Genomic DNA, 19,697 nt, shown 5'->3' with positions numbered 1-19,697 from the left:
GATGGATGGAAATGAAAGACGAAATCATACGGGGTACCGCGTGGAACGGCGGCTTGCGCGTGTTCGCCGCAAGGACGACGGCGCTCGTGTCAGAGCTTCAGCGGAGACAGGATACGTTCCCGACGGCGACGGCCGCGCTAGGTAGAACGGCGACCGCCGCGGCGATGATGGGGTTCATGCTGAAAGGCAAAGAAAAGCTGACCGTGCAAGTAAAAGGCGACGGACCGATCGGGCAGATCGTCGTCGACGCGAACGCAACCGGCGAGGTTAGAGGATATGTCGATCATCCGCACGTGCATCTTCCGAGCAACAGCCAAGGGAAGCTGGACGTCGCCGGCGTCGTCGGACGCAGCGGCTACATTCACGTGACGAAGGATCTCGGCTTGCGCGAGCCTTACCGGGGCAGCGTTCCGATTATTTCGGGCGAGTTGGCCGAGGACTTCACGCTGTATTTCGCGGATTCGGAGCAGACGCCTTCGTGCGTCGGGCTCGGGGTGCTCGTCGAGACGGACAATTCCGTCGTTCACGCGGGCGGGTTCATCGTGCAGGTGCTGCCGGGCTTGGCCGAGGACCGGCTCGTTCGTCTGGAACGGGCGATCGCGGCGATGCCGCACGTGACGGCGCTGATGGATCAAGGGGAGACGCCGGAAGGCATTTTGCGTTTTCTAGTCGGCGACGACTTGACGATCCACGACAGCATCGAGCCCGTCTTCAAGTGCAATTGCTCGCGCGAGCGGTTCGAGAAGGTGCTCATTACGCTTGGCAGGCAAGAGCTGCGCAGCATGATCGACGAAGACGGCGAAGCGGAGCTCCACTGTCATTTCTGCAACGAGAAATACATGTTCGACGACGCGCAGCTGGAAGAGCTGTACCGGTTGACGGATCGGGCTTAATTGTAAAAGATAAAATTGTTCGATCTTCAGCACCGAGAAGGTTGGATGAAGCACGGGAATGAGGATCGGAGCGTAGGCGAACCTACGTGAGAACCGGAAGTCCCGTGCAGCATTCAAGATTCGACGTCGAGTAACCACCCATGAATAAACTTCGTGATCAAGATCGGACCTGGAAAGGGATGAGAAGCATGAGGGAGACGATACGGCGCGAGCCGTTCGTACTGCTTGCCCTCTTGGCAATGGCAACATTGGCAATGTTATCGGGATGCAAGTCTCAAGAAGCTTCTCCCGCCGAGACGTCGCCCGTCTCGAGCGCTTCCGCGACGTCGTCGCAAGGCGGGGCCGGACAGTCCGGAAGCGACGTCGTCGCCACGGTCGGGGACGTCGTCATCACGAGGCAACAGCTGATGGATCGGTTGTTGTCCGCGTACGGCTCTCAGGCTTTGCGGGCGATGATGCTGCAAGAAGCGGTGAAAGAAGAATCCGCCTCTTCACGGATCGAAGTGTCGGATGAAGAGTTGGACGCGGAGCTTCGCCAGATGAAGCAAGGCTACGAGAGCGAAGAAGCTTTCTATCGGCAGATGGAGGAACAGCTCGGCATGAATCCGCAGGAAGTGCTGGAAGATGCCCGCTACCGCCTGCTGCTCGAGAAGCTGATTATACAAGGCGTGACGGTATCGGAGGAAGAGATCGAAGGTTATTTGGACGAGCACCGACAGGAACTGATGCCGAAGAAGCAATATCATCTCATGCTCATCGTCGTCGACTCGAAGAAGCAGGCGAACGACGTGATCGCCCGATTGGCTAACGGCGCGGATTTCGGCGAAATCGCGAGAACCCGTTCCCTCGACGAGTTTACCGCGGACGCGGGCGGCGATCTCGGTTGGGTCGAGGAAGACGACCCGTTCGTCTCCGAGAAGGTGCTGCGGGCGGCGAAGGAGCTAAGCTCCGGGGACATCGGCGGGCCGATCGCGCTCGACGAAGGCTACGCGGTTGTGAAGGTGGACGGCCGCGGCCTGTCTCAGACGAAATCGGATGAGCAGATTCGCGAAGACGTCCGTCGTCAGATCGCCCTCGGTAAGGCGCCTTCGACGAAGGATTTCGAACAGTCGCTGCTTGCGAAATACGGCGCCGAAATCAAAGATCGAGCGTTAAGAAATTAGGAATGAGCCGTTCGGATTGGCAGTCCTTGGAACGTCGCTATTGACAATCTTCCATCGGTTTTGATAAGATGAAAACATAAATACCTACTGATTTAGTCGGATTAACGCATCGCGGCATCGGCCGTATATTTTGGGAGGGAATTGTCCATGGCTAAGATTGTTCAGAACGTCACTCAACTGATCGGCGATACGCCGCTCGTACGCTTGAACCGCATCGTGCCCGAAGGCAGCGCGGAAATCTACGTGAAGCTGGAATACCAGAATCCGGGACACAGCGTAAAAGACCGCATCGCCATCAGCATGATCGAAGTCGCCGAGCAAGACGGCATCATCAAACCGGGCGTCAGCACGATCGTCGAGCCGACGAGCGGCAACACCGGCATCGGCCTGGCGATGGTCGCCGCGGCTAAGGGCTACCGCTCGATTCTCGTTATGCCCGAGACGATGAGCTTGGAGCGTCGCAACCTACTTCGCGCTTACGGAGCGGAACTCGTCTTGACGCCCGGTTCCGAAGGCATGAACGGCGCCGTACGCAAAGCGGAAGAGATCGCTCAAGAGAACCCGGATTATTTCCTTCCCCAACAATTCAAGAACAAAGCGAACGTGAAAATCCACCGCGAGACGACGGGTCCGGAAATCGTCGAAGCGATCAACTCCCTCGACGGCAAGCTTGACGCGTTCGTCGCAGGCATCGGCACGGGCGGCACGATCTCCGGCGCCGGCGAAGTGCTGAAAGAAAACTTCCCTGGCATCCGAGTCGTTGCGGTCGAGCCTGCGGCTTCCCCGCTGTTGTCCGGCGGCGGCCCCGGCCCGCACAAGATCCAAGGCATCGGCGCGAACTTCATTCCCGAGATCTTGAATCGCGACATCTACGATCAAGTGTTGACGGTCGAGAACGAAGAAGCGTTCGAGACGGCTCGCACGGTAGCCAAGAAAGAAGGCTTGCTCGTCGGTATTTCCTCCGGCGCGGCGATCTTCGCGGCTCTCAAAGTCGCCAAGGAACTGGGCGAAGGCAAACGCGTCATCGCGGTCGTTCCTTCCAACGGCGAACGTTACCTGAGCACGCCTCTGTTCAACTTCGACAACTAATCATTTCGGTCCGCCTTCGGCGGATTGAAGCTTGCCGAGCATCCCTCGGCAAGCTTTTTGCGTTGTAGGGAGTTAGCGGCACGGTTGCCAAATGTAAAAATCCATTATATTTGATTCATTTTAATGGATTTTTCTTGATTAAATATATATCCATCAAGCGTGCGAGTCGCCGACAATTCCCATTACGAACAGCCGTACCATCTCTGCCCCACCGTCCCCGCATCTACCTCCTCCGTTCCTCCGCCCGCGGTTTTTCCGCCAACCCGCCTTCTCCGACTCCCCTTAGTCTTGCGGCGCACTCGCGGATCATCCATAATTCCAGTTAGGAAGGGAACGGTGATCGGTTATGGCCAACCTGCTCGTCGTGGACGACGATCCGCACATTCGCGAATTGGTGAATTTATATTTGACGGACGAAGGCTTCGACGTCGCGGAGGCGGTCAACGGGGAAGAAGCGTGGCGGCACGTGCAGTCTCAGCCAGTCGACATGGTCATCTTGGACATCATGATGCCGAAGCTGGACGGCTGGGAGCTGTGCAAGAGAATCCGGGAGAAGGGCGACATTCCGATTCTGATGATTACCGCCAAAGCCGAGGCCGACCAGAAGATTAAAGGGTTCCAGCTCGGCACGGACGATTACATGACCAAGCCGTTCGATCCGATGGAGATGGTGCTGAGAGTCAAGGCGCTGCTGAAGAGGTATCGCATCGCCGTCTCCCAGCAAACGAACCTGGGCAGCCTGACGCTGGACCGCATCGCCTACCAGATCGTCGATAACAGGGACGGGCAAGCGACGACGTTGCCGCTGAAGGAATTCGAGCTGCTGTACAAGCTCGCCAGCCAGCCGGGCAGACTGTTCACCCGCAGCCAACTGATCGACCAGATCTGGGGGCTGGATTACGACGGCGACGAAAGAACGGTAGACGTGCACGTCAAGCGGCTACGCGAGAAGTTCGGATCCTACCAATCCGAGTTCCGGATCACGACGTTGCGCGGCTTGGGCTACCGCCTGGAGGTCGTCCATGACTAAGTCGCTCTATGTACGCGTCGTGCTTATTTTTATCGTCGTCATTATCGTCAGCATCGCGGTCGGATTCTCGGTCTCGGGTAGGCTATACATGAGCCGGATTAAGGTCTCTTTCGAGGATGAGCTTGTCCGAACGGGGGGCGAAATCATTCGCAATCTGGAGACGACGACCCCGGATCAAGTGAAAGCGTACATGGAACAAATGGTCATATTTCCGGCTTTCCGGGTCGAGCTATACGATGAATCGATGACTAGGATCTATTCCTTGGATGATTCGGAACCCGAATTCGCCAACGACAAGATGCTCGAGACGGTTCTGAACGGCGGCATTGCCAGGAATAACGAGGAGCACGACGGACCTCGCGGCATTCTGATCGGGCTTCCGCTTCGGATTCAAGACAAGCCTTACGCTTTGTTCTTGGCGCCGAAGCTCGAAGGCTTGCTGGCGCAGTTCCGCAACGTTCTGCTGACGGTGCTCGGCATCGTGCTCTTCGTCGGCAGCGTGCTTATTCTGATCGCGTCGAGGTACGTCGTCCTTCCGCTGCACCGGCTGACGCGAGCGACGCGGAAGCTCGCGTCCGGCGATTTCAACGTGTCGATCCGATCCAAGCGGAAAGACGAGATCGGCCAGCTGACGAACAGCTTTAACCACATGGCGGAAGAGCTGGGGGCGCTTGACCGCATGCGGGTCGACTTCGTCAATAACGTATCCCACGAGTTTCAGTCGCCGCTCACGTCCATCTCCGGATTCTCGAAGGCGCTCAAGAGCAAGCGAATGGACGAGGACAAAAGGAATCATTACTTGACGATTATCGAAGAGGAAAGCGAGCGCCTTTCCCGGATGGGCAATAATCTGTTGCGGCTGTCCTCGCTGCAGACGGGGCATCCGACGCTCAACCCCGGGAAGTTCCGGCTGGACGAGCAGCTCCGCCATGTCGTGATCGCCTGCGAGCCGCAGTGGAAAGCGAAGGCGCTCCGAGTCGAATTGGAACTCGAAGAGACGACGATCGTCGCGGACGAGGACCTGTTGAACCAAGTCTGGACGAACTTGTTCCATAACGCCATCAAGTTCACGCCGGAAAGCGGGCATATCCGGATCAGCCTTCATCATGGCGGCGAAACGGCGAGCGTCGTCATTGCCGATAACGGCATCGGCATTCCCGAGGAGGATCACGCCCTTATTTTCACGCCGTTCTACAAAGCGGACAAGTCGAGGGACGCGGCGGTGCGGGGCAACGGTCTCGGCCTGTCCATCGCGAAACGGATCGTCGATCTCCACAACGGCGAAATCGCGGTGTTCAGCGTAGCGGGCAAGGGAACCGAATTCACCGTCAGCCTGCCGCTCTCCTTCGCACGATAGCCGACCGCTCGCGATTTGTTATCGTCCGTACATATTGAGTTCAAATACGTTTTGTATACTCCTCTCATAGAGGTGGTTCAAAAAGTCCGCTTTTGATCACGAAGTCATTCGGGATGCTGTTTCGGCTTCGAATCTTGAATTCAGCCGTAACTTCCGGTTCTCACGTAGGTTTGCCTACGCTCCGATCCTCATTCCCTAGCTTCTTTCAACCTTCTCGGTGCTGAAAACCGGACTTTTTGAACACGCAACTAGACGAGAGGAGAGAGATTATGGGCGCACTTAGCAGGTTCAGTTTGAAAAACGGCGTAGCCGTATTGATTTTGTGTATTTTGGTTACGGGGTTGGGGCTGTACTCTAGCGTTAAGATCAAGCAGCAGACGTTCCCGGACGTTAGTTTCCCCGCCGTCTTCGTTCAAGCGGTCTATCCCGGCGCGTCGACCGAAGAGATCGAATCCGAGGTCACGAAGCCGATCGAGGCTAGCCTAACCGGGCTTAAAGGCTACGACTCCCTGACGAGTACCTCGTCGGAGAATATGGCATCGGTGTTCGTGCAATATCCGTTCGGCAAGGATATGGACAAGATCACGACGGAGGTGGAGGGCGCTCTCGCGAAGGTGAACTTGCCCGACAAGGCGGAAGTCAAGATTCAACGATTGTCCGCCGGGTCGCAGCCGATTTACCAAGCGGCGATCTTCTCGACGCGGAACGATCCGGAAGGGCTGCAGCAACGGCTTGAAAACGAAGTGCTGCCGAAGCTCCGACAGATCGACGGGATCAGTTCGGTCGAGCTGAAGGGCACGAAATCCGAGCGTCTCGATATCGTGGTGGACAAACGGAAGGCAAGCGAGCAGGGCATCTCGATCGGTGCCGTCCAGAGCGCGATCGAAGCCCAGAACTATGCGCTGCCGCTGGGCTCCGTCAATAGCGAGGACAATACGATCCCGATTCGCCTGGTCGGTAAAATGAACGCGGTCGAGCAGCTCGAGCAATTGAAGCTTAGCCCGGGTGGCGGGCAAGCGGCGGCTAATCCGATGGGCGGCGCGGCAGGCAGTCCGGGAGGCAATTCGGCAGACGGCCCGGCAGCCGCGGAGCAGGTCCTTCTATCGGATATCGCGAAAGTAACGACGGTAAGCGAGCAAGACGAGATTTCCCGGTTCAACGGGGAAGAAAGCTTCATTCTCAGCGTCGTCAAAAATCAAGACGCGAATACGGCAGACGTCGCGAACGCGGTCAAGGACGAGCTGGAAGGCTACAAGGACTCCGTCGGCATGGACGTCCATGTCGTCGAGGACCAAGGAAAGGAAATCGAGGATTCCGTTTCCTCCTTGATCCGCGAAGGCTTATACGGCGCGCTTTTCTGCGTCATTATCATCTTCCTGTTCCTTCGCAACGTGCGGGCAACGATCATTTCAATCTTATCGCTGCCGATCTCGATCTTCGCGACGATCGCGGTGCTCGATCAGATGGGCTACAGCTTGAACATTATGACGCTTGGGGGCATCGCGGTGTCGATCGGGCGGATCGTGGACGACAGCATCGTCGTCATCGAGAATATTTTCCGCTGGCGGCAAGAGAAGGGCAAGGAGTACCAAGGCAAGGAGCTCGCTTACCGGGCGACCAAAGAGGTCATCGGCGCGGTCGGCTCCTCGACGCTCGCGATGATCGTCGTGTTCCTGCCGCTGGCGTTCGTCTCCGGCATCATCGGCGAGTTTTTCCGTCCGTTCGCCGTCTCGGTCGTCATCGCCATCGTCGTGTCTCTGTTCGTCGCGATGATGCTCATCCCCGTATTAGGGGCGAAGTTCTTCCGCAATGTCAAAGAGCACAGCCACGAAGGAGCGTTGGTCCGCTTCTACGAGAAAGTCATCCGGGGCGCGCTCAAGCGCAAAGCCGTCGTACTGATCGGGGCGGTCGCGATTCTCGTCGGTTCGCTCGCCACGATTCCGCTGCTCGGAGTCTCGTTCATTCCGGCAGGCTCGGCCAAAACGATCGACATCGATATCGCGTTGCCTTCAGGAAGCAGTCTTGAACAGACGAACGCGGCCGGAGGGAAAGTGGAAAGCTACTTGAAGGAGATGCCGGGCGTCGACAATTACCAAGCGACGATCGGCGGGGAAGGCGGAGGCAGTCCGTTCGGAGGAGGAACCGGCGGGACAGCCAATAAAGCCCATTTCACCGTGAACTTCTTGGAGGGCACCGACACGGAACCGCTCATCGAACAAGCGACGAAGGCGCTGACGGCGACCGTCCAAGAGCTTGCTCCCGAGTCGAAGGTCGACGTGAAGGAAGCAGCCGGCAACGGGCCTCCTAGCGGCAATAATATCGACGTCAGCCTCTACGCATCCGATCTGGGCGCTTTGGCGAAGGCTTCCGCCCAGGTCGAGGCGCTGATGAAGCAAAGCGCCGACCTGAAGGACGTAACGAACAATCTGAAGGACGTCACGCCGAAGTGGGAGATGACGATCAACCAAGCGGGGCAAGACGCCAACCTGTCGTACTTCCAGGTCATGCAGGCGGTCGGCGAACAGCTGAAGCCCGCGGACGCGGGGACGTATACGTTGGACGGCAAGGCTTGGGACATTACGATCTCGTACGATCGAAAAATTGCGTCGAAAGAGCAGCTGGAGGAGATCTCGATCCCGACCGCCGCGGGAGTCAAGCAGCTGCGGGACGTCGTCGAAGTAAACGAGAGAACGGCGCCGGTCTCGGTGAGCCATGACAACGGCAAGACGTATGCGCAGATCAGCGCGACGGTAAAAGGCTCCGATACCGCTGCCGTAACGCAAACCGTGCAGAAGGATCTCGAAAGCCTCAGCTTGCCGGACGGCGTCGAGATGAAGATCGGCGGCGGACTCGAAATGATCAACAGCGGGTTCCAAAGCATTCTGATCGCATTGGCGGCTGCCATCGGTCTCGTATTCCTCGTCATGAGCGTTACGTTCGGCGGCTTGCGGACGCCGCTCATCATCCTGTCCTCGTTATTGTTCGTGCCGGCGGGCTCGCTCGGGGCGCTGCTCGTTACCGGGCAGACGCTGAGCATGAGCTCGATGATCGGCATGCTCATGCTCGTCGGCATCGTCGTGACGAATGCCGTCGTCCTGCTCGACCGGGTCGAGAAGAACGCCAAGTCCGGCATGCCGCTGCTGGAGTCGGTCGTCGAAGCGAGCAAGACGCGGCTCAGACCGATTCTGATGACCGCTTGCGCGACCATTCTTGCGCTCGTTCCGCTGGCGATGTCGCAAACGGAGACGAGCTTGATTTCCGGCGGTTTGGCGATTACGGTCATCGGCGGATTGACGACGTCGACCTTGCTCACGCTGATCGTCGTGCCAGTCATCTACATGCTGACCGGCAAGAAACGCAAGTTCGCGGAGGAGAACTTCTAATCGGCCTCCCTGCATTACCCGAATACAATAACGAAGAAGCCCTCGCCGATGGCGGCGAGGGCTTCTTGTGCGTTTACGCTTAACGGCTCGTTCGTTACGCGTGGGCTGCGCCTGCTTGTTGCTTCTTCGCCGCGGCGGCATCCAGCCGGCTCGCGCCGACGAACAGCGCCGTGAACAGGCCGATGGCGCCGACGCAAATGCTGAGAACGAAGCCGTGGTTGATCGACGTGCCGAGCGCGCCCTGCAGGAACTCCCGGATCTGCGGATCGAGTTGGCCGCCGGCCCGCATGAGCAGCTCCGGATTCGCCAATTCGTCGACCTTGCCGGACGGGATGCCGACTTCGGTCGCGCCGTTCGTAATCAACCGGTGCAGGTTGTTGTTGACGATCGTCGCCATGATCGACGCGCCCATGATGCCGCCGATGTTGCGCCAGAACCCGACGATGGAAGAGCTGACGCCGATGTACTTCGGATCGACGTTGGCGGCGATGGCGCTCTGGGCGACGCTCATGAGCGGTCCGACCGCGCCGATGCCGAGCAGGATCATCAGCAGGATCATGTAGGCGCTGGAGGCATCCGTTCCGACGACCGCCAGCATGGACGCGACGATAACGGTCATGAGCATCGTGAACAGCATGAGCGTGCGGAACGCGAACTTCGCCTGGAGGAAGCCGAACAGAATCGCCCCGGCGATCAGCGAAGCCATCATCGGCGTCAGCACGCCGTTGGAATTCTCGTGTCCGAGAACGCCGACCGTGAAGCTCGGCAAATACGTAATCGCCGAGAACATGATGACGCCTTGGCAGAAGCAGATGACGCTCGTTCCGAGCACCATCTTGTTCTTGAAGATGGAGAGCGGCAGCACCGGCTCGGCGGCCCGAAGCTCCACGAGAACGAACAACGCGCCGAAGACGGCCGAAGCGGCGAACAAGCCGATCTCTTGCCAGGAGCTCCAAGCGTAATCCTTGCCGCCCCATTCCAGCGCAAGCATCAAGGCTACGGTCGTCATGATGAGGAACGCCGTGCCCAGATAGTCGATTTTCGGTTTTTTCTCCGAACGCGTTTCCTTGAGGGCGACCATCAGAACGAGCATGGAGGCGATGCCGATGGGCACGTTAATATAGAAGTTCCATCGCCAGCCGAGATGATCCGCGATGAAGCTGCCGAGCTGCGGCCCCGCGACGGAGGAGAGGCCGAAGATGGCGCCGAACACGCCCGACATTTTGGCAGCGTCTTTCGGATCGTTAAAGATCGTATAGATGATCGTGAAGCTGATCGGGAACAAGGAGCCGGACCCGATTCCCTGAATGACGCGGAACCAGATGAGCTGGTCGGCGTTCTGGGCGATCCCGCATAGCGCGGACCCGATCAGAAACAAGGCGATGCCGATCATGTAGAACATTTTCCGTCCGAACAGATCGGACATCTTCCCGAAGACGAGCATCGTGCTCGTCGCCGCCAGCATATATGCCGTGAATACCCAGCTGACTTTATCGAAGACGTTGAAGTCCTCGCTGATCTTGTTAATGCACGACGCCACGATCGTATTGTCCAGCGAAGCCATCAGCAACCCGAGCGCCATCGCCAGAATGATCAAATTGCGGTTCGAACCTGTTCCGGTCATGTTACACCTACTCTTCCCTTTGGAGTTGTTCCATGCGCGCCAAGCCTTCGAGAAGCGTCGCCTGCTTGGACGTGTAGCCGTTGATTCCGATCTCGATGCAGATAAGATGCGCCGGATGCATGCCGTCCCGGTGCAAGGCATACATCTTCTTTAACCCGTCCAACTGCTCTTGCGTTTGGGCGAGGGCGGTTCGGAGCCACTCGATGACCATGCCGGTATCCGCCAAATGCCCGAAGAACAGCCTCATCAGGAAATCCGATTTGACCGTCTCCGATTCCAAGGGACTGCGCAAATAATCATGGAACCGGCTCCGGCCGCTCTCCGCGATCGTATAGACGTTCTTGTTCGGCTTTCCTTCCTGTTGCACGGTTTCCTTCGAGATCCACCCCTCCTCTTCCATCCGGTGAAGCATCGGATAGATGGTTCCGTAACTGGTGCTGTAGAAGTAGGCGAAAATATTCTCGAAGTTTTGCTTGATCTCGTAACCCGTTAAGGAACGTTTCATGAGCATGCCTAGAATGACGTCCTGACTGTTCATGCGGCGACCTCCGTCTGTGGCGGTTAGTGTGATGTTGGACATACTGGAATAACCATCCAACTTTGTAACGACGCTAATATATCAGTCCGATATATGTCGAGTCAATATATAAAATTCCTTGAACCGGCCTTTTGTGATATTCTGCATAGTAAAGATAACGAACGTCGGAGGAGCAGTCGCGTGGAAGTGGCATTCGAGCAGTGGGTACGGTGGAACGAAGAGGGGGGGTACTCGCTGCTTCCCTACGTGCGGAAAATAAAGACGGGACCGGACGTGCTGCCGGCATTCTGGGATCGGGCGTGGGAAGAGGCTTCCCCTTACGCCAGCCTGCTGGAGAGCGGGAAGGGCGGTCGCTACTCGATCGTCGGCCTGCGACCGGCATCGGTCCTCGTCGGAGACGAAGCCGGCGCGCGCCTGCTCGCCGAAACGGCAAAAGGCGCGGCGTGGGAAGAGGCCGCCCGTCTAGAGGGCTCGCCCCTGCAAGTGCTGCGCGAGTGGATGCGCCCGTGGCGCGGTCCTCGTCCGGAAGGCGTTCCGGACTGCGTCGGCGGCGTGATCGGCTATTGGAGCTACGACGTCGTCCGCAGCCTGGAGAGGCTTCCGGTCGTCGCCGCGGACGACTTGGGCATGCCCGAGTACGTCTTCCAACGGTTCGAGGAGCTATGGATCGCCGACCATGAGGAAGGCGCCGTGTACATCGCCGTCCATGCTCGCGTCGGGAGCGGAATAGAGCCGAGTTCGCTGCGAAAGCGGTATGACGGCGCGCGGGAGCGGTCGGCGGATATGGAGCGCCAGTGGTCGGGCTGGCTGGCGGACGGGCGCGGCGAGGCGAGCGCCGCCCGCAAGCGCGCGATGCGCGAACGGACGGAGCGCGATCTGCTGCAGATCGACGTGGAGAGCCTGCCCGGCTTGTCCACTTCGATGAGCAAGGCTACGTATCAAGAGGCGGTGCGCAGCGTTCAGCGGTATATCGGGCAAGGGGACGTGTTTCAAGTGAACTTGTCCTTGCGCCAGAGCCGGCCGACGGAAGCCGCACCCGAGACGCTGTACGAATGGCTTCGCGTCGTGAATCCGTCTCCCTATATGGGAATGTTCCGCGCGCCGGACTTCTCGCTCGTCAGCGCCTCCCCCGAACTGCTCGTGAAGCTGGACGATGGCAAGCTGTCGACCCGCCCGATCGCGGGCACGCGGCGGCGCGGGCGGACGCCCGAAGAGGACTTGGCGCTGGAGGACGAGCTGCTGTCCAGCGACAAGGAGCGGGCCGAGCACGTCATGCTCGTCGACCTCGAGCGCAACGATCTCGGCCGCGTCTCCGAATACGGCACGGTGAAGGTACCGGAGCTCATGACGGTCGAGAGGTACTCGCACGTCATGCACCTCGTGTCCCAGGTAGAAGGTCGGATCGCCCGCGGCAAGGACGCGCTCGACGTATTGGCAGCCGTGTTCCCGGGAGGAACGATTACCGGCGCGCCCAAGATCCGTACGATGGAGATCATCGAGGAGCTCGAGCCGACGCGCAGGGGACCGTACACCGGTTCGGTCGGATGGATTGACTATAGCGGGAATATGGAATTTAATATAATTATTCGCACGATCGCGGTTCGGGACGGCGTGTGCCACATCCAAGCGGGCGCGGGCATCGTCATCGACTCCGAGCCGGAGCGGGAATTCTACGAGTCCCTGAACAAGGCGAAGGCGCTGTGGAAAGCGGTCCAATATAGCGAAGCAACGGAAGGGCAGGGAAACGCTCATGATTCTGGTCATCGATAATTACGATTCCTTTACGTATAACTTGGTACAATATCTCGGCGAGCTCGGCGAGGACATTCAAGTTTACCGCAACGACGAGATCGATCTGGACGGCATCGCCAAGCTGGCGCCGGACCACATCCTCATCTCCCCGGGACCTTGTACGCCTAACGAAGCGGGCGTCAGCCTCGCGCTGCTCGAGCGCTTCAAGGGCGAGATTCCGATCTTCGGCGTCTGCCTCGGCCATCAAGCGATAGGACAAGCGTTCGGCGGCGACGTCATTCGGGCGGGCGAGCTGATGCACGGCAAAACGTCGGAAATCTCCCACGACGAGCGAACGATCTTCGAAGGATTGCCTTCCCCGTTCACCGCGACCCGATACCACTCTCTGATTGTGAAGCGCGAGACGCTCCCCGATTGCCTCGAGATCAGCGCCGAGACGGAAGACGGCATGATCATGGGCCTACGGCACAAGGAGTACATCGTGGAAGGCGTGCAATTCCATCCGGAGTCCATCATGACGGACCACGGGCTTCGCATTCTTCGCAATTTCCTGAGCCAGAAATCGGGCGTCAGGGAATGAAGTTTCTGTATAACGGACGACCGATAGACCGTACCGAAGCCGTGATCTCCGCATTCGATCACGGTTTTTTGTACGGGATGGGGTTGTTCGAGACGTTCCGGACGTACGGCGGGGAGCCGTGGCTGCTGGCGGAGCACGCGGAGAGGCTGTCGAAGGGCTGCGAGGCGCTAGGCATCGCCTATGAGCCTGACGTCGCGCGGATGCGCGACCGCGTCGCCGTTCTATTGAAGGAGAACGGATTGGCCGACGGGTATATTCGCTGGTCGGTATCCGCGGGCGAAGGCGATATCGGGCTGCCGCCCGAAGGGTATGCCGGGCCGAACGAGGTCGTCTATGCCAAGGCGCTCCCCCCGGACGAACCGTCCTCGCGCAAGGGCAAGACGATCCGGTTGCTGAAGACGCCGCGCAGCACCCCGGAAGGCGATGTCCGTTTAAAATCGTTCCACTATATGAATAATATCAATGGCAAGAGGGAATTAATCGCCTCTGGCGCCGGCGCGGGAACGGAAGGGTTGTTCCTGAATCGGGAAGGCCGCATCGTCGAGGGAATGGTCAGCAACGTGTTCTGGATCGCGGACGGCGTCTTGTACACGCCCGAAGCGTCGACCGGCTTGCTCGAAGGGATTACCCGGGCCTACGTGCTGGATCTGGCGACAAGGCTCGGCATCCGGACGGAGCAAGGCTCGTACGGGTGGGACGAGCTGCTGGCCGCCGACGAAGCTTTCCTGACGAATTCTATTCAAGAAATCGTGCCGGTCGCGAAGATCGAGAATAGCGAGGGAAGCGGGCATCATCCCGGCGGCGAAGGTTCCGTCGGGCCGATCACGAGTACCCTTATGCGCGAATACCGCGCGGAAGCGGAAAGGAACGAACGATGAAGCCGACCTTCTACCATAGAACCTATGAATTCACGGACGGCTTGAAGCTGGAGCTCGGCGTGAGAACGCTCGTGATGGGAATCCTGAACGCGACGCCGGATTCCTTCTCCGACGGGGGCCGCTATGACGAGGTGTCCGCCGCCGTCGAGAGGGCGAAGCAGATGGCCGATGACGGTGCCGATATCATCGACGTCGGCGGCGAATCCACGCGCCCGGGTTACGCGCCCGTCTCCGAAGAGGAAGAGATTCGCCGCGTGGTGCCGGTCATCCGGGCGATTCGGGAGCATGTCGCGTTACCGATAAGCATTGATACTTACAAAGCGGAAACGGCCCGCGCGGCGCTCGAAGCCGGGGCGCATATCGTGAACGACGTGTGGGGGTTCAAGCGGGAGCCCGAGCTTGCCGCGGTGTCCGCGCGGTTCGGCTGTCCCGTCGTTCTGACCCATAATCGCAACGACCATGAGTACTCCGATTTTATTCCCGACTTACTGCGGGACTTGCAAGAGTGCGTCGCGATCGCCCGGAACGCGGGCGTGGAAGAGCGGAACGTCTGGCTCGACCCGGGCATCGGCTTCGCCAAGGATCTCGGGCAGAACCTGGATGCGATGGGACGGCTGGGCGATATCGTCGCGCTCGGCTATCCGGTGCTGCTCGGGACGTCGCGCAAATCGTTCATCCAGCGAACGCTTGGCGTAACGCCCGGGGAAGCGCTCGAAGGAACGGCGGCGACGACCGCGCTCGGCATCGCGCAGGGCTGCCAGATCGTCCGGGTACACGACGTCGCCGAGATGAAGCGAGTCGCCGCGATGACCGACGCGATCGCGTATCGCCAAGCAGGAACGGGGGTTTGACCGATGGATAGAATGTTATTGAAGCGCATGGTTTTCTACGGATACCATGGCGTATACCCCGAAGAGAACAAGCTGGGGCAGAAATATTACGTCGATCTCGACATGCGGATGGACTTGGGGAAGGCGGCCGCCAGCGACGACGTGACGGACACCGTCAATTACGCGGACATCCACGCCCTCGTGAAAGGAATCGTGGAAGGTCCGCCGGTCAAGCTGATCGAGACGTTGTGCCAGAACATTGCATCCGCATTGCTCGGTACGTATACTAGTATCATTCAAGCGACGGTGGCGGTGACGAAGCCGAATCCGCCGTTCGACATTACGTTCGACGGGGTGACCGTGGAGTTCCGCAGGAAACGGAACCCGGACGGCAACGTCGTACCCGCAGAGGATTGAGCACGTGTTGGAAGCATACGTGGCGCTAGGCGCCAACCTGGGAGACCGGGAACAGTCGCTCGCGGAAGCGGTGCGCAGGCTGCAGGTGGAGCCGGGGGTCGAGCTTCTCCGCGTGTCGGCGGCTTACGAAACCGCGCCCGTCGGCTATACGGACCAGCCTTCTTTTCTGAATATGGCGGTCGCTCTGAACACGGAACTGGAACCGGTCGAGTTGTTGAGGCGCCTGCTGGCGATCGAACAGGAAATGGGGCGCGTCAGGGACGTGCGTTGGGGACCGAGGAATATCGATTTGGACTTGCTCGTTCACGGAGAGACGTCAATGGACACTCCGGAACTTACGCTCCCGCATCCCAGAATGGGACAGCGGGCGTTCGTATTGGTGCCGCTTCGCGACGCGTGGCCGGAGGAGAAACCTTTCCCCTGGGCGCGCGAGCTGTCGGCGTTCTCGCTTGAGGAAGAAGGCATCGCCCGTTACGCCGCGTGGAATCCGGCCGACGGCGAGTTAAGAAAGGAGTCGAAACACCATGCTTAAGATCGGCAACGTGGCCATGAACAATAACGTCGTGCTCGCGCCGATGGCGGGCGTCTGCAATCCGGCGTTCCGGCTGATCGCCAAGGAATTCGGCTGCGGACTCGTCTGCGCCGAGATGGTCAGCGACAAAGCGATTCTTCACGGCAATACTCGGACGCTCGAGATGCTGTTCGTGGACGAACGGGAGAAGCCGCTGAGCTTGCAAATCTTCGGCGGCGACAAGGAATCTCTCGTCGAAGCCGTCAAGTTCGTCGACAAGAACACGAACGCGGACATTATCGACATCAACATGGGGTGCCCGGTACCGAAGGTGACGAAGTGCGACGCCGGCGCCCGTTGGTTGCTCGATCCGAATAAAATATACGAGATGGTGTCTTACGCGGCGGATGCCGCCAAGAAACCGGTAACGGTCAAGATGCGCATCGGCTGGGACGACGAGCATATTTACGCTGTCGAGAACGCGCAAGCGGTCGAACGCGCGGGCGGCGCGGCGGTCAGCGTGCACGGACGCACGCGGGAACAGCTGTATACGGGCAAGGCCAACTGGGATATTTTGCGGGACGTGAAGCAGGCAGTGAACATTCCGGTCATCGGCAACGGCGACGTGTTCTCCCCGGAGGACGCGAAGAAGCTGCTCGAGCATACGAACTGCGACGGCGTCATGATCGGCCGCGGCGCCCTAGGCAACCCGTGGATGCTGTACCGTACCGTCCATTATTTAACGACGGGCGAGCTGCTCGCCGACCCGACGCCGGCCGAGAAGATCCGCATCGCGATCCTTCATATGGACCGGTTGATCGATCTGAAGGGCGAAAGCGTCGCGGTTCGCGAGATGCGCAAGCATTTGGCCTGGTATTTGAAAGGCCTGCCGGACTCCGCGCAAGTCAAAAATTCCGTCATGGATCTGACCGCGCGCGCCGGCGTCGTCTCCGTCCTGGAGGATTACGTTAACACCGTCGACGAACTGCTTCGGCAGGAAGCCGAGAACGCGTCGGGGGCGGGAGAAGCGGTCGTCCACTAGGACCTTGAGGACGCCGAAGGCATTTTTGCTCGCAGGAAGCGGTTTCAATATGGGCATTTCCGCGAATTGACATTTCTGAGGGCTTGAAATATAATCAGAACCAATATTCGCCCGAACATCAGGAAAATCCAAGGCTTTACCACCCGAAGATGGCATGTCGGCGGCGACAGGCCATATATTGTTTTAGCAACCGTGAAAATCTTTCCCATGACAGGAGATCGGTGAGATGAGCGATAAGGAAGTGCTTCTGACCCAAGACGGTCTTAAGCGGTTGGAAGAAGAACTCGAGAACCTGAAGTCCGTCAAGCGCCGCGAAGTCGCGGAACGAATTAAGGTTGCCATCGGTTACGGCGATATCAGCGAGAACTCCGAATACGAAGACGCGAAGAACGAGCAAGCTTTCATCGAGGGACGGGTCATCACCCTGGAGAAGATGCTCCGCAACGCGCGCATCATCAACCACGAAGAGATCGACCTGGAGACGGTCAGCATCGGCTCCACCGTCGTCGTGGAAGATCTCGAATTCGGAGATTCGATGGAATATACGATCGTGGGCACGGCGGAGTCCGACCCGTTGAATAACAAGATTTCGAACGAAAGCCCTGTAGGAAAGGCGATTATCGGCAAGAAAAAAGGCACGACGGTAGAAGTGAGCGTTCCTGCGGGCATTATTCAATACAAAATCGTCGATATCAAAATGTAACCATCGATATTTAACGCCTATCCGTTCGCTACGCAAAGCTTCTCCGACGTCTTCCGGCGTTAGGGAAGCTTTGCTTGCTCTGTTTAGACTCGAAAGACGAAGGAGTATACGATCATGGACCACACGGAAAATACCGAAACAATCGAATTAGGGGAATTGCTGCAAATCCGGCGCAACAAGCTGGACGAGCTTCGCGCGCTCGGCATCGACCCGTTCGGCACCAAATTCGCCCGGGCGAACGAAGCGGGAGAGCTCGCGGCGAAGTATTCCGACTTCACGAAGGAAGAACTCGACGAGAAAGCGGTCGAGGTCAGCCTGGCCGGCCGCATTATGACCAAGCGCGGCATGGGCAAAGCGTCTTTCGCCAATCTTCAGGACTTATCCGGCAAAATTCAAATCTACGTCCGTCAAGATTCGGTCGAGGAGAATAAGTACAAGGCGTTCGACCTGCTCGATATCGGCGACATGATCGGCGTCAAAGGCGTCGTCTTCAAGACGAAGACGGGCGAGCTGTCCGTCAAGGTCAAGGATCTCGAAGTGTTGACGAAGTCGCTGCTGCCGCTTCCGGACAAATTCCACGGCCTGAAGGACGTCGAGACGCGTTACCGTCAGCGGTACGTGGATCTGATCGTGAACCCGGATGTGCAGAAGACGTTCATTACCCGTTCCCGGATCATTCAATCGATGCGCCGTTATTTGGATAGCCGCGGTTACTTGGAAGTGGAGACGCCTACGCTCCACTCGATCGCGGGCGGCGCGGCGGCGCGTCCTTTCATTACGCATCACAACGCGCTCGACATGCAGCTGTACATGCGCATCGCCATCGAGCTTCATTTGAAACGCCTGATCGTAGGCGGCTTGGAGAAGGTGTACGAGATCGGGCGGGTGTACCGCAACGAGGGCATCTCCACGCGCCACAACCCGGAATTCACGATGATCGAGCTGTACGAGGCGTATGCCGACTACGAGGACATCATGAATTTGACCGAGCAGCTGATCGCGCACATCGCGCAGGAAGTGCACGGCACGACGAAGATTTCTTATCAAGGGCAAGAGGTCGATCTGACCCCGGCTTGGCGCCGCGTCTCGATGACGCAGCTCATCCGGGAAGTCGTCGGCGTCGACTTCGAAGTTCAAATGACGGACGAAGAGGCGCATGCTCTGGCCAAGGAGCACAAAGTACCGGTCGAGAAGCATATGTCGTTCGGTCACATCGTCAATGCGTTCTTCGAGACGTTCTGCGAGCATACGCTCATTCAGCCGACGTTCGTGACGGGTCATCCCGTGGCGATCTCTCCTTTGGCGAAGAAAAAAGCGTCCGATCCGCGCTTCACGGACCGCTTCGAATTGTTCATCGTCGCCCGCGAACACGCGAACGCATTCACCGAGCTCAACGATCCGATCGATCAGCGCGAACGGTTCGAAGCGCAACTGACCGAGAAGGAAGCGGGTAACGACGAAGCGCACGAGATGGACGACGACTTCATCCGCGCGCTCGAATACGGCATGCCGCCTACGGGCGGTCTGGGCATCGGCGTCGACCGTTTGGTCATGCTGCTGACCGACGCGCCGTCGATCCGCGACGTACTGCTGTTCCCGCACATGCGCGACGAGCACTAAGAGGCCTAAGCCATCGCTATAGAACCGGCGCTCCGCACTGGCGGAGTTGCCGGTTTTTCTATTAGTACGAATGACTATTAAAATGGTTGAAAATTCCATGAGTAAAAAGGGTTGCAATCCTGTTGCGGGGTGTGATATATTACTTAAGCCGCTTCAAACGGCAATGAAATAACGAAACAAAACGAAACACAAATTGTTCTTTGAAAACTGAACATTGAGCGTAAGCAAAGCGAAGAAATTCGCGGAGGTTATTCGGAAGCGGACGGCATTTGCCGGAAGATTACGAA

Annotated in this window: 17 protein-coding genes; 15 read left to right on the top strand and 2 right to left on the bottom strand. The window is 58.4% G+C overall.

Going from position 1 to position 19,697, the window contains the following annotated elements; genetic code table 11:
- Positions 1 to 5 precede the first annotated feature (5 nt).
- The 6 genes from hslO (at position 6) to ACFPPD_RS07405 (ending at position 8,915) form a co-directional block, all read left to right on the top strand.
- Complete coding sequence (gene hslO, locus ACFPPD_RS07430) at positions 6 to 893, top strand: Hsp33 family molecular chaperone HslO (protein WP_378081700.1); 888 nt, start codon at positions 6 to 8, stop codon at positions 891 to 893.
- Positions 894 to 1,033: 140 nt separating this feature from the next.
- Positions 1,034 to 2,056 (top strand): peptidyl-prolyl cis-trans isomerase, encoded by a 1,023-nt coding sequence (locus ACFPPD_RS07425; protein ID WP_209749519.1) that lies wholly within the window; start codon positions 1,034 to 1,036, stop codon positions 2,054 to 2,056.
- 147 nt (positions 2,057 to 2,203) lie between these two features.
- The gene (gene cysK, locus ACFPPD_RS07420; protein WP_209749518.1) at positions 2,204 to 3,145 is read left to right on the top strand and encodes a cysteine synthase A; all 942 of its coding nucleotides are present in this window, start codon (positions 2,204 to 2,206) and stop codon (positions 3,143 to 3,145) included.
- A 346-nt stretch (positions 3,146 to 3,491) separates the two neighbouring features.
- Complete coding sequence (locus ACFPPD_RS07415; RefSeq protein WP_209749517.1) at positions 3,492 to 4,175, top strand: response regulator transcription factor; 684 nt, start codon at positions 3,492 to 3,494, stop codon at positions 4,173 to 4,175.
- The gene (locus ACFPPD_RS07410) at positions 4,168 to 5,532 is read left to right on the top strand and encodes a sensor histidine kinase (protein ID WP_378081695.1); all 1,365 of its coding nucleotides are present in this window, start codon (positions 4,168 to 4,170) and stop codon (positions 5,530 to 5,532) included. Before ACFPPD_RS07415 ends, ACFPPD_RS07410 begins: the two co-directional genes overlap by 8 nt.
- A 269-nt stretch (positions 5,533 to 5,801) precedes the next feature.
- Entirely contained in the window at positions 5,802 to 8,915 is a 3,114-nt protein-coding gene (locus ACFPPD_RS07405) for an efflux RND transporter permease subunit (RefSeq protein ID WP_209749516.1), read from the top strand.
- A 94-nt stretch (positions 8,916 to 9,009) separates the two neighbouring features.
- Here the strand turns inward: ACFPPD_RS07405 and ACFPPD_RS07400 are convergent, their stop codons facing one another.
- Together ACFPPD_RS07400 and ACFPPD_RS07395 are read right to left on the bottom strand one after the other, a co-directional pair.
- On the bottom strand, positions 9,010 to 10,539 hold the full coding sequence (locus ACFPPD_RS07400; protein ID WP_209749515.1) for a DHA2 family efflux MFS transporter permease subunit: 1,530 nt from the start codon (positions 10,537 to 10,539) through the stop codon (positions 9,010 to 9,012).
- Between the two features lie 7 nt (positions 10,540 to 10,546).
- On the bottom strand, positions 10,547 to 11,077 hold the full coding sequence (locus ACFPPD_RS07395; RefSeq protein WP_209749514.1) for a PadR family transcriptional regulator: 531 nt from the start codon (positions 11,075 to 11,077) through the stop codon (positions 10,547 to 10,549).
- 180 nt (positions 11,078 to 11,257) lie between these two features.
- Here ACFPPD_RS07395 and ACFPPD_RS07390 point away from each other — a divergent pair, with 180 nt between their 5' ends.
- The 9 genes from ACFPPD_RS07390 to lysS all read left to right on the top strand — a co-directional run bounded on the left by ACFPPD_RS07390 (position 11,258) and on the right by lysS (position 19,410).
- Entirely contained in the window at positions 11,258 to 12,847 is a 1,590-nt protein-coding gene (locus tag ACFPPD_RS07390; protein WP_378081692.1) for an anthranilate synthase component I family protein, read from the top strand.
- Entirely contained in the window at positions 12,828 to 13,409 is a 582-nt protein-coding gene (pabA, locus tag ACFPPD_RS07385; RefSeq protein ID WP_209749512.1) for an aminodeoxychorismate/anthranilate synthase component II, read from the top strand. Before ACFPPD_RS07390 ends, pabA begins: the two co-directional genes overlap by 20 nt.
- The gene (pabC, locus tag ACFPPD_RS07380) at positions 13,406 to 14,287 is read left to right on the top strand and encodes an aminodeoxychorismate lyase (RefSeq protein WP_209749511.1); all 882 of its coding nucleotides are present in this window, start codon (positions 13,406 to 13,408) and stop codon (positions 14,285 to 14,287) included. Before pabA ends, pabC begins: the two co-directional genes overlap by 4 nt.
- On the top strand, positions 14,284 to 15,138 hold the full coding sequence (gene folP / locus ACFPPD_RS07375) for a dihydropteroate synthase (RefSeq protein WP_209749510.1): 855 nt from the start codon (positions 14,284 to 14,286) through the stop codon (positions 15,136 to 15,138). The genes pabC and folP overlap by 4 nt, the downstream gene beginning before the upstream one ends.
- Positions 15,139 to 15,141: 3 nt before the next feature.
- The gene (folB, locus tag ACFPPD_RS07370; RefSeq protein WP_209749509.1) at positions 15,142 to 15,534 is read left to right on the top strand and encodes a dihydroneopterin aldolase; all 393 of its coding nucleotides are present in this window, start codon (positions 15,142 to 15,144) and stop codon (positions 15,532 to 15,534) included.
- Positions 15,535 to 15,538: 4 nt separating this feature from the next.
- The gene (gene folK, locus ACFPPD_RS07365) at positions 15,539 to 16,066 is read left to right on the top strand and encodes a 2-amino-4-hydroxy-6-hydroxymethyldihydropteridine diphosphokinase (RefSeq protein WP_209749508.1); all 528 of its coding nucleotides are present in this window, start codon (positions 15,539 to 15,541) and stop codon (positions 16,064 to 16,066) included.
- Positions 16,059 to 17,087 carry a tRNA dihydrouridine synthase DusB gene (gene dusB / locus ACFPPD_RS07360; RefSeq protein WP_209749507.1) on the top strand — a complete coding sequence of 343 codons (1,029 nt, stop codon included), beginning with the start codon at positions 16,059 to 16,061 and terminating at the stop codon, positions 17,085 to 17,087. The genes folK and dusB overlap by 8 nt, the downstream gene beginning before the upstream one ends.
- 226 nt (positions 17,088 to 17,313) lie before the next feature.
- Complete coding sequence (greA, locus tag ACFPPD_RS07355) at positions 17,314 to 17,790, top strand: transcription elongation factor GreA (protein ID WP_209749506.1); 477 nt, start codon at positions 17,314 to 17,316, stop codon at positions 17,788 to 17,790.
- 114 nt (positions 17,791 to 17,904) lie between these two features.
- Entirely contained in the window at positions 17,905 to 19,410 is a 1,506-nt protein-coding gene (gene lysS, locus ACFPPD_RS07350) for a lysine--tRNA ligase (RefSeq protein ID WP_209749505.1), read from the top strand.
- Positions 19,411 to 19,697 lie beyond the last annotated feature (287 nt).

The sequence above is a fragment of the Cohnella suwonensis genome (assembly GCF_042655365.1).
Lineage (GTDB): Bacteria > Bacillota > Bacilli > Paenibacillales > Paenibacillaceae > Cohnella > Cohnella suwonensis.
Note: the sequence above shows the minus strand (reverse complement) of the source record. Positions and strands in the feature narration are given on the sequence as shown.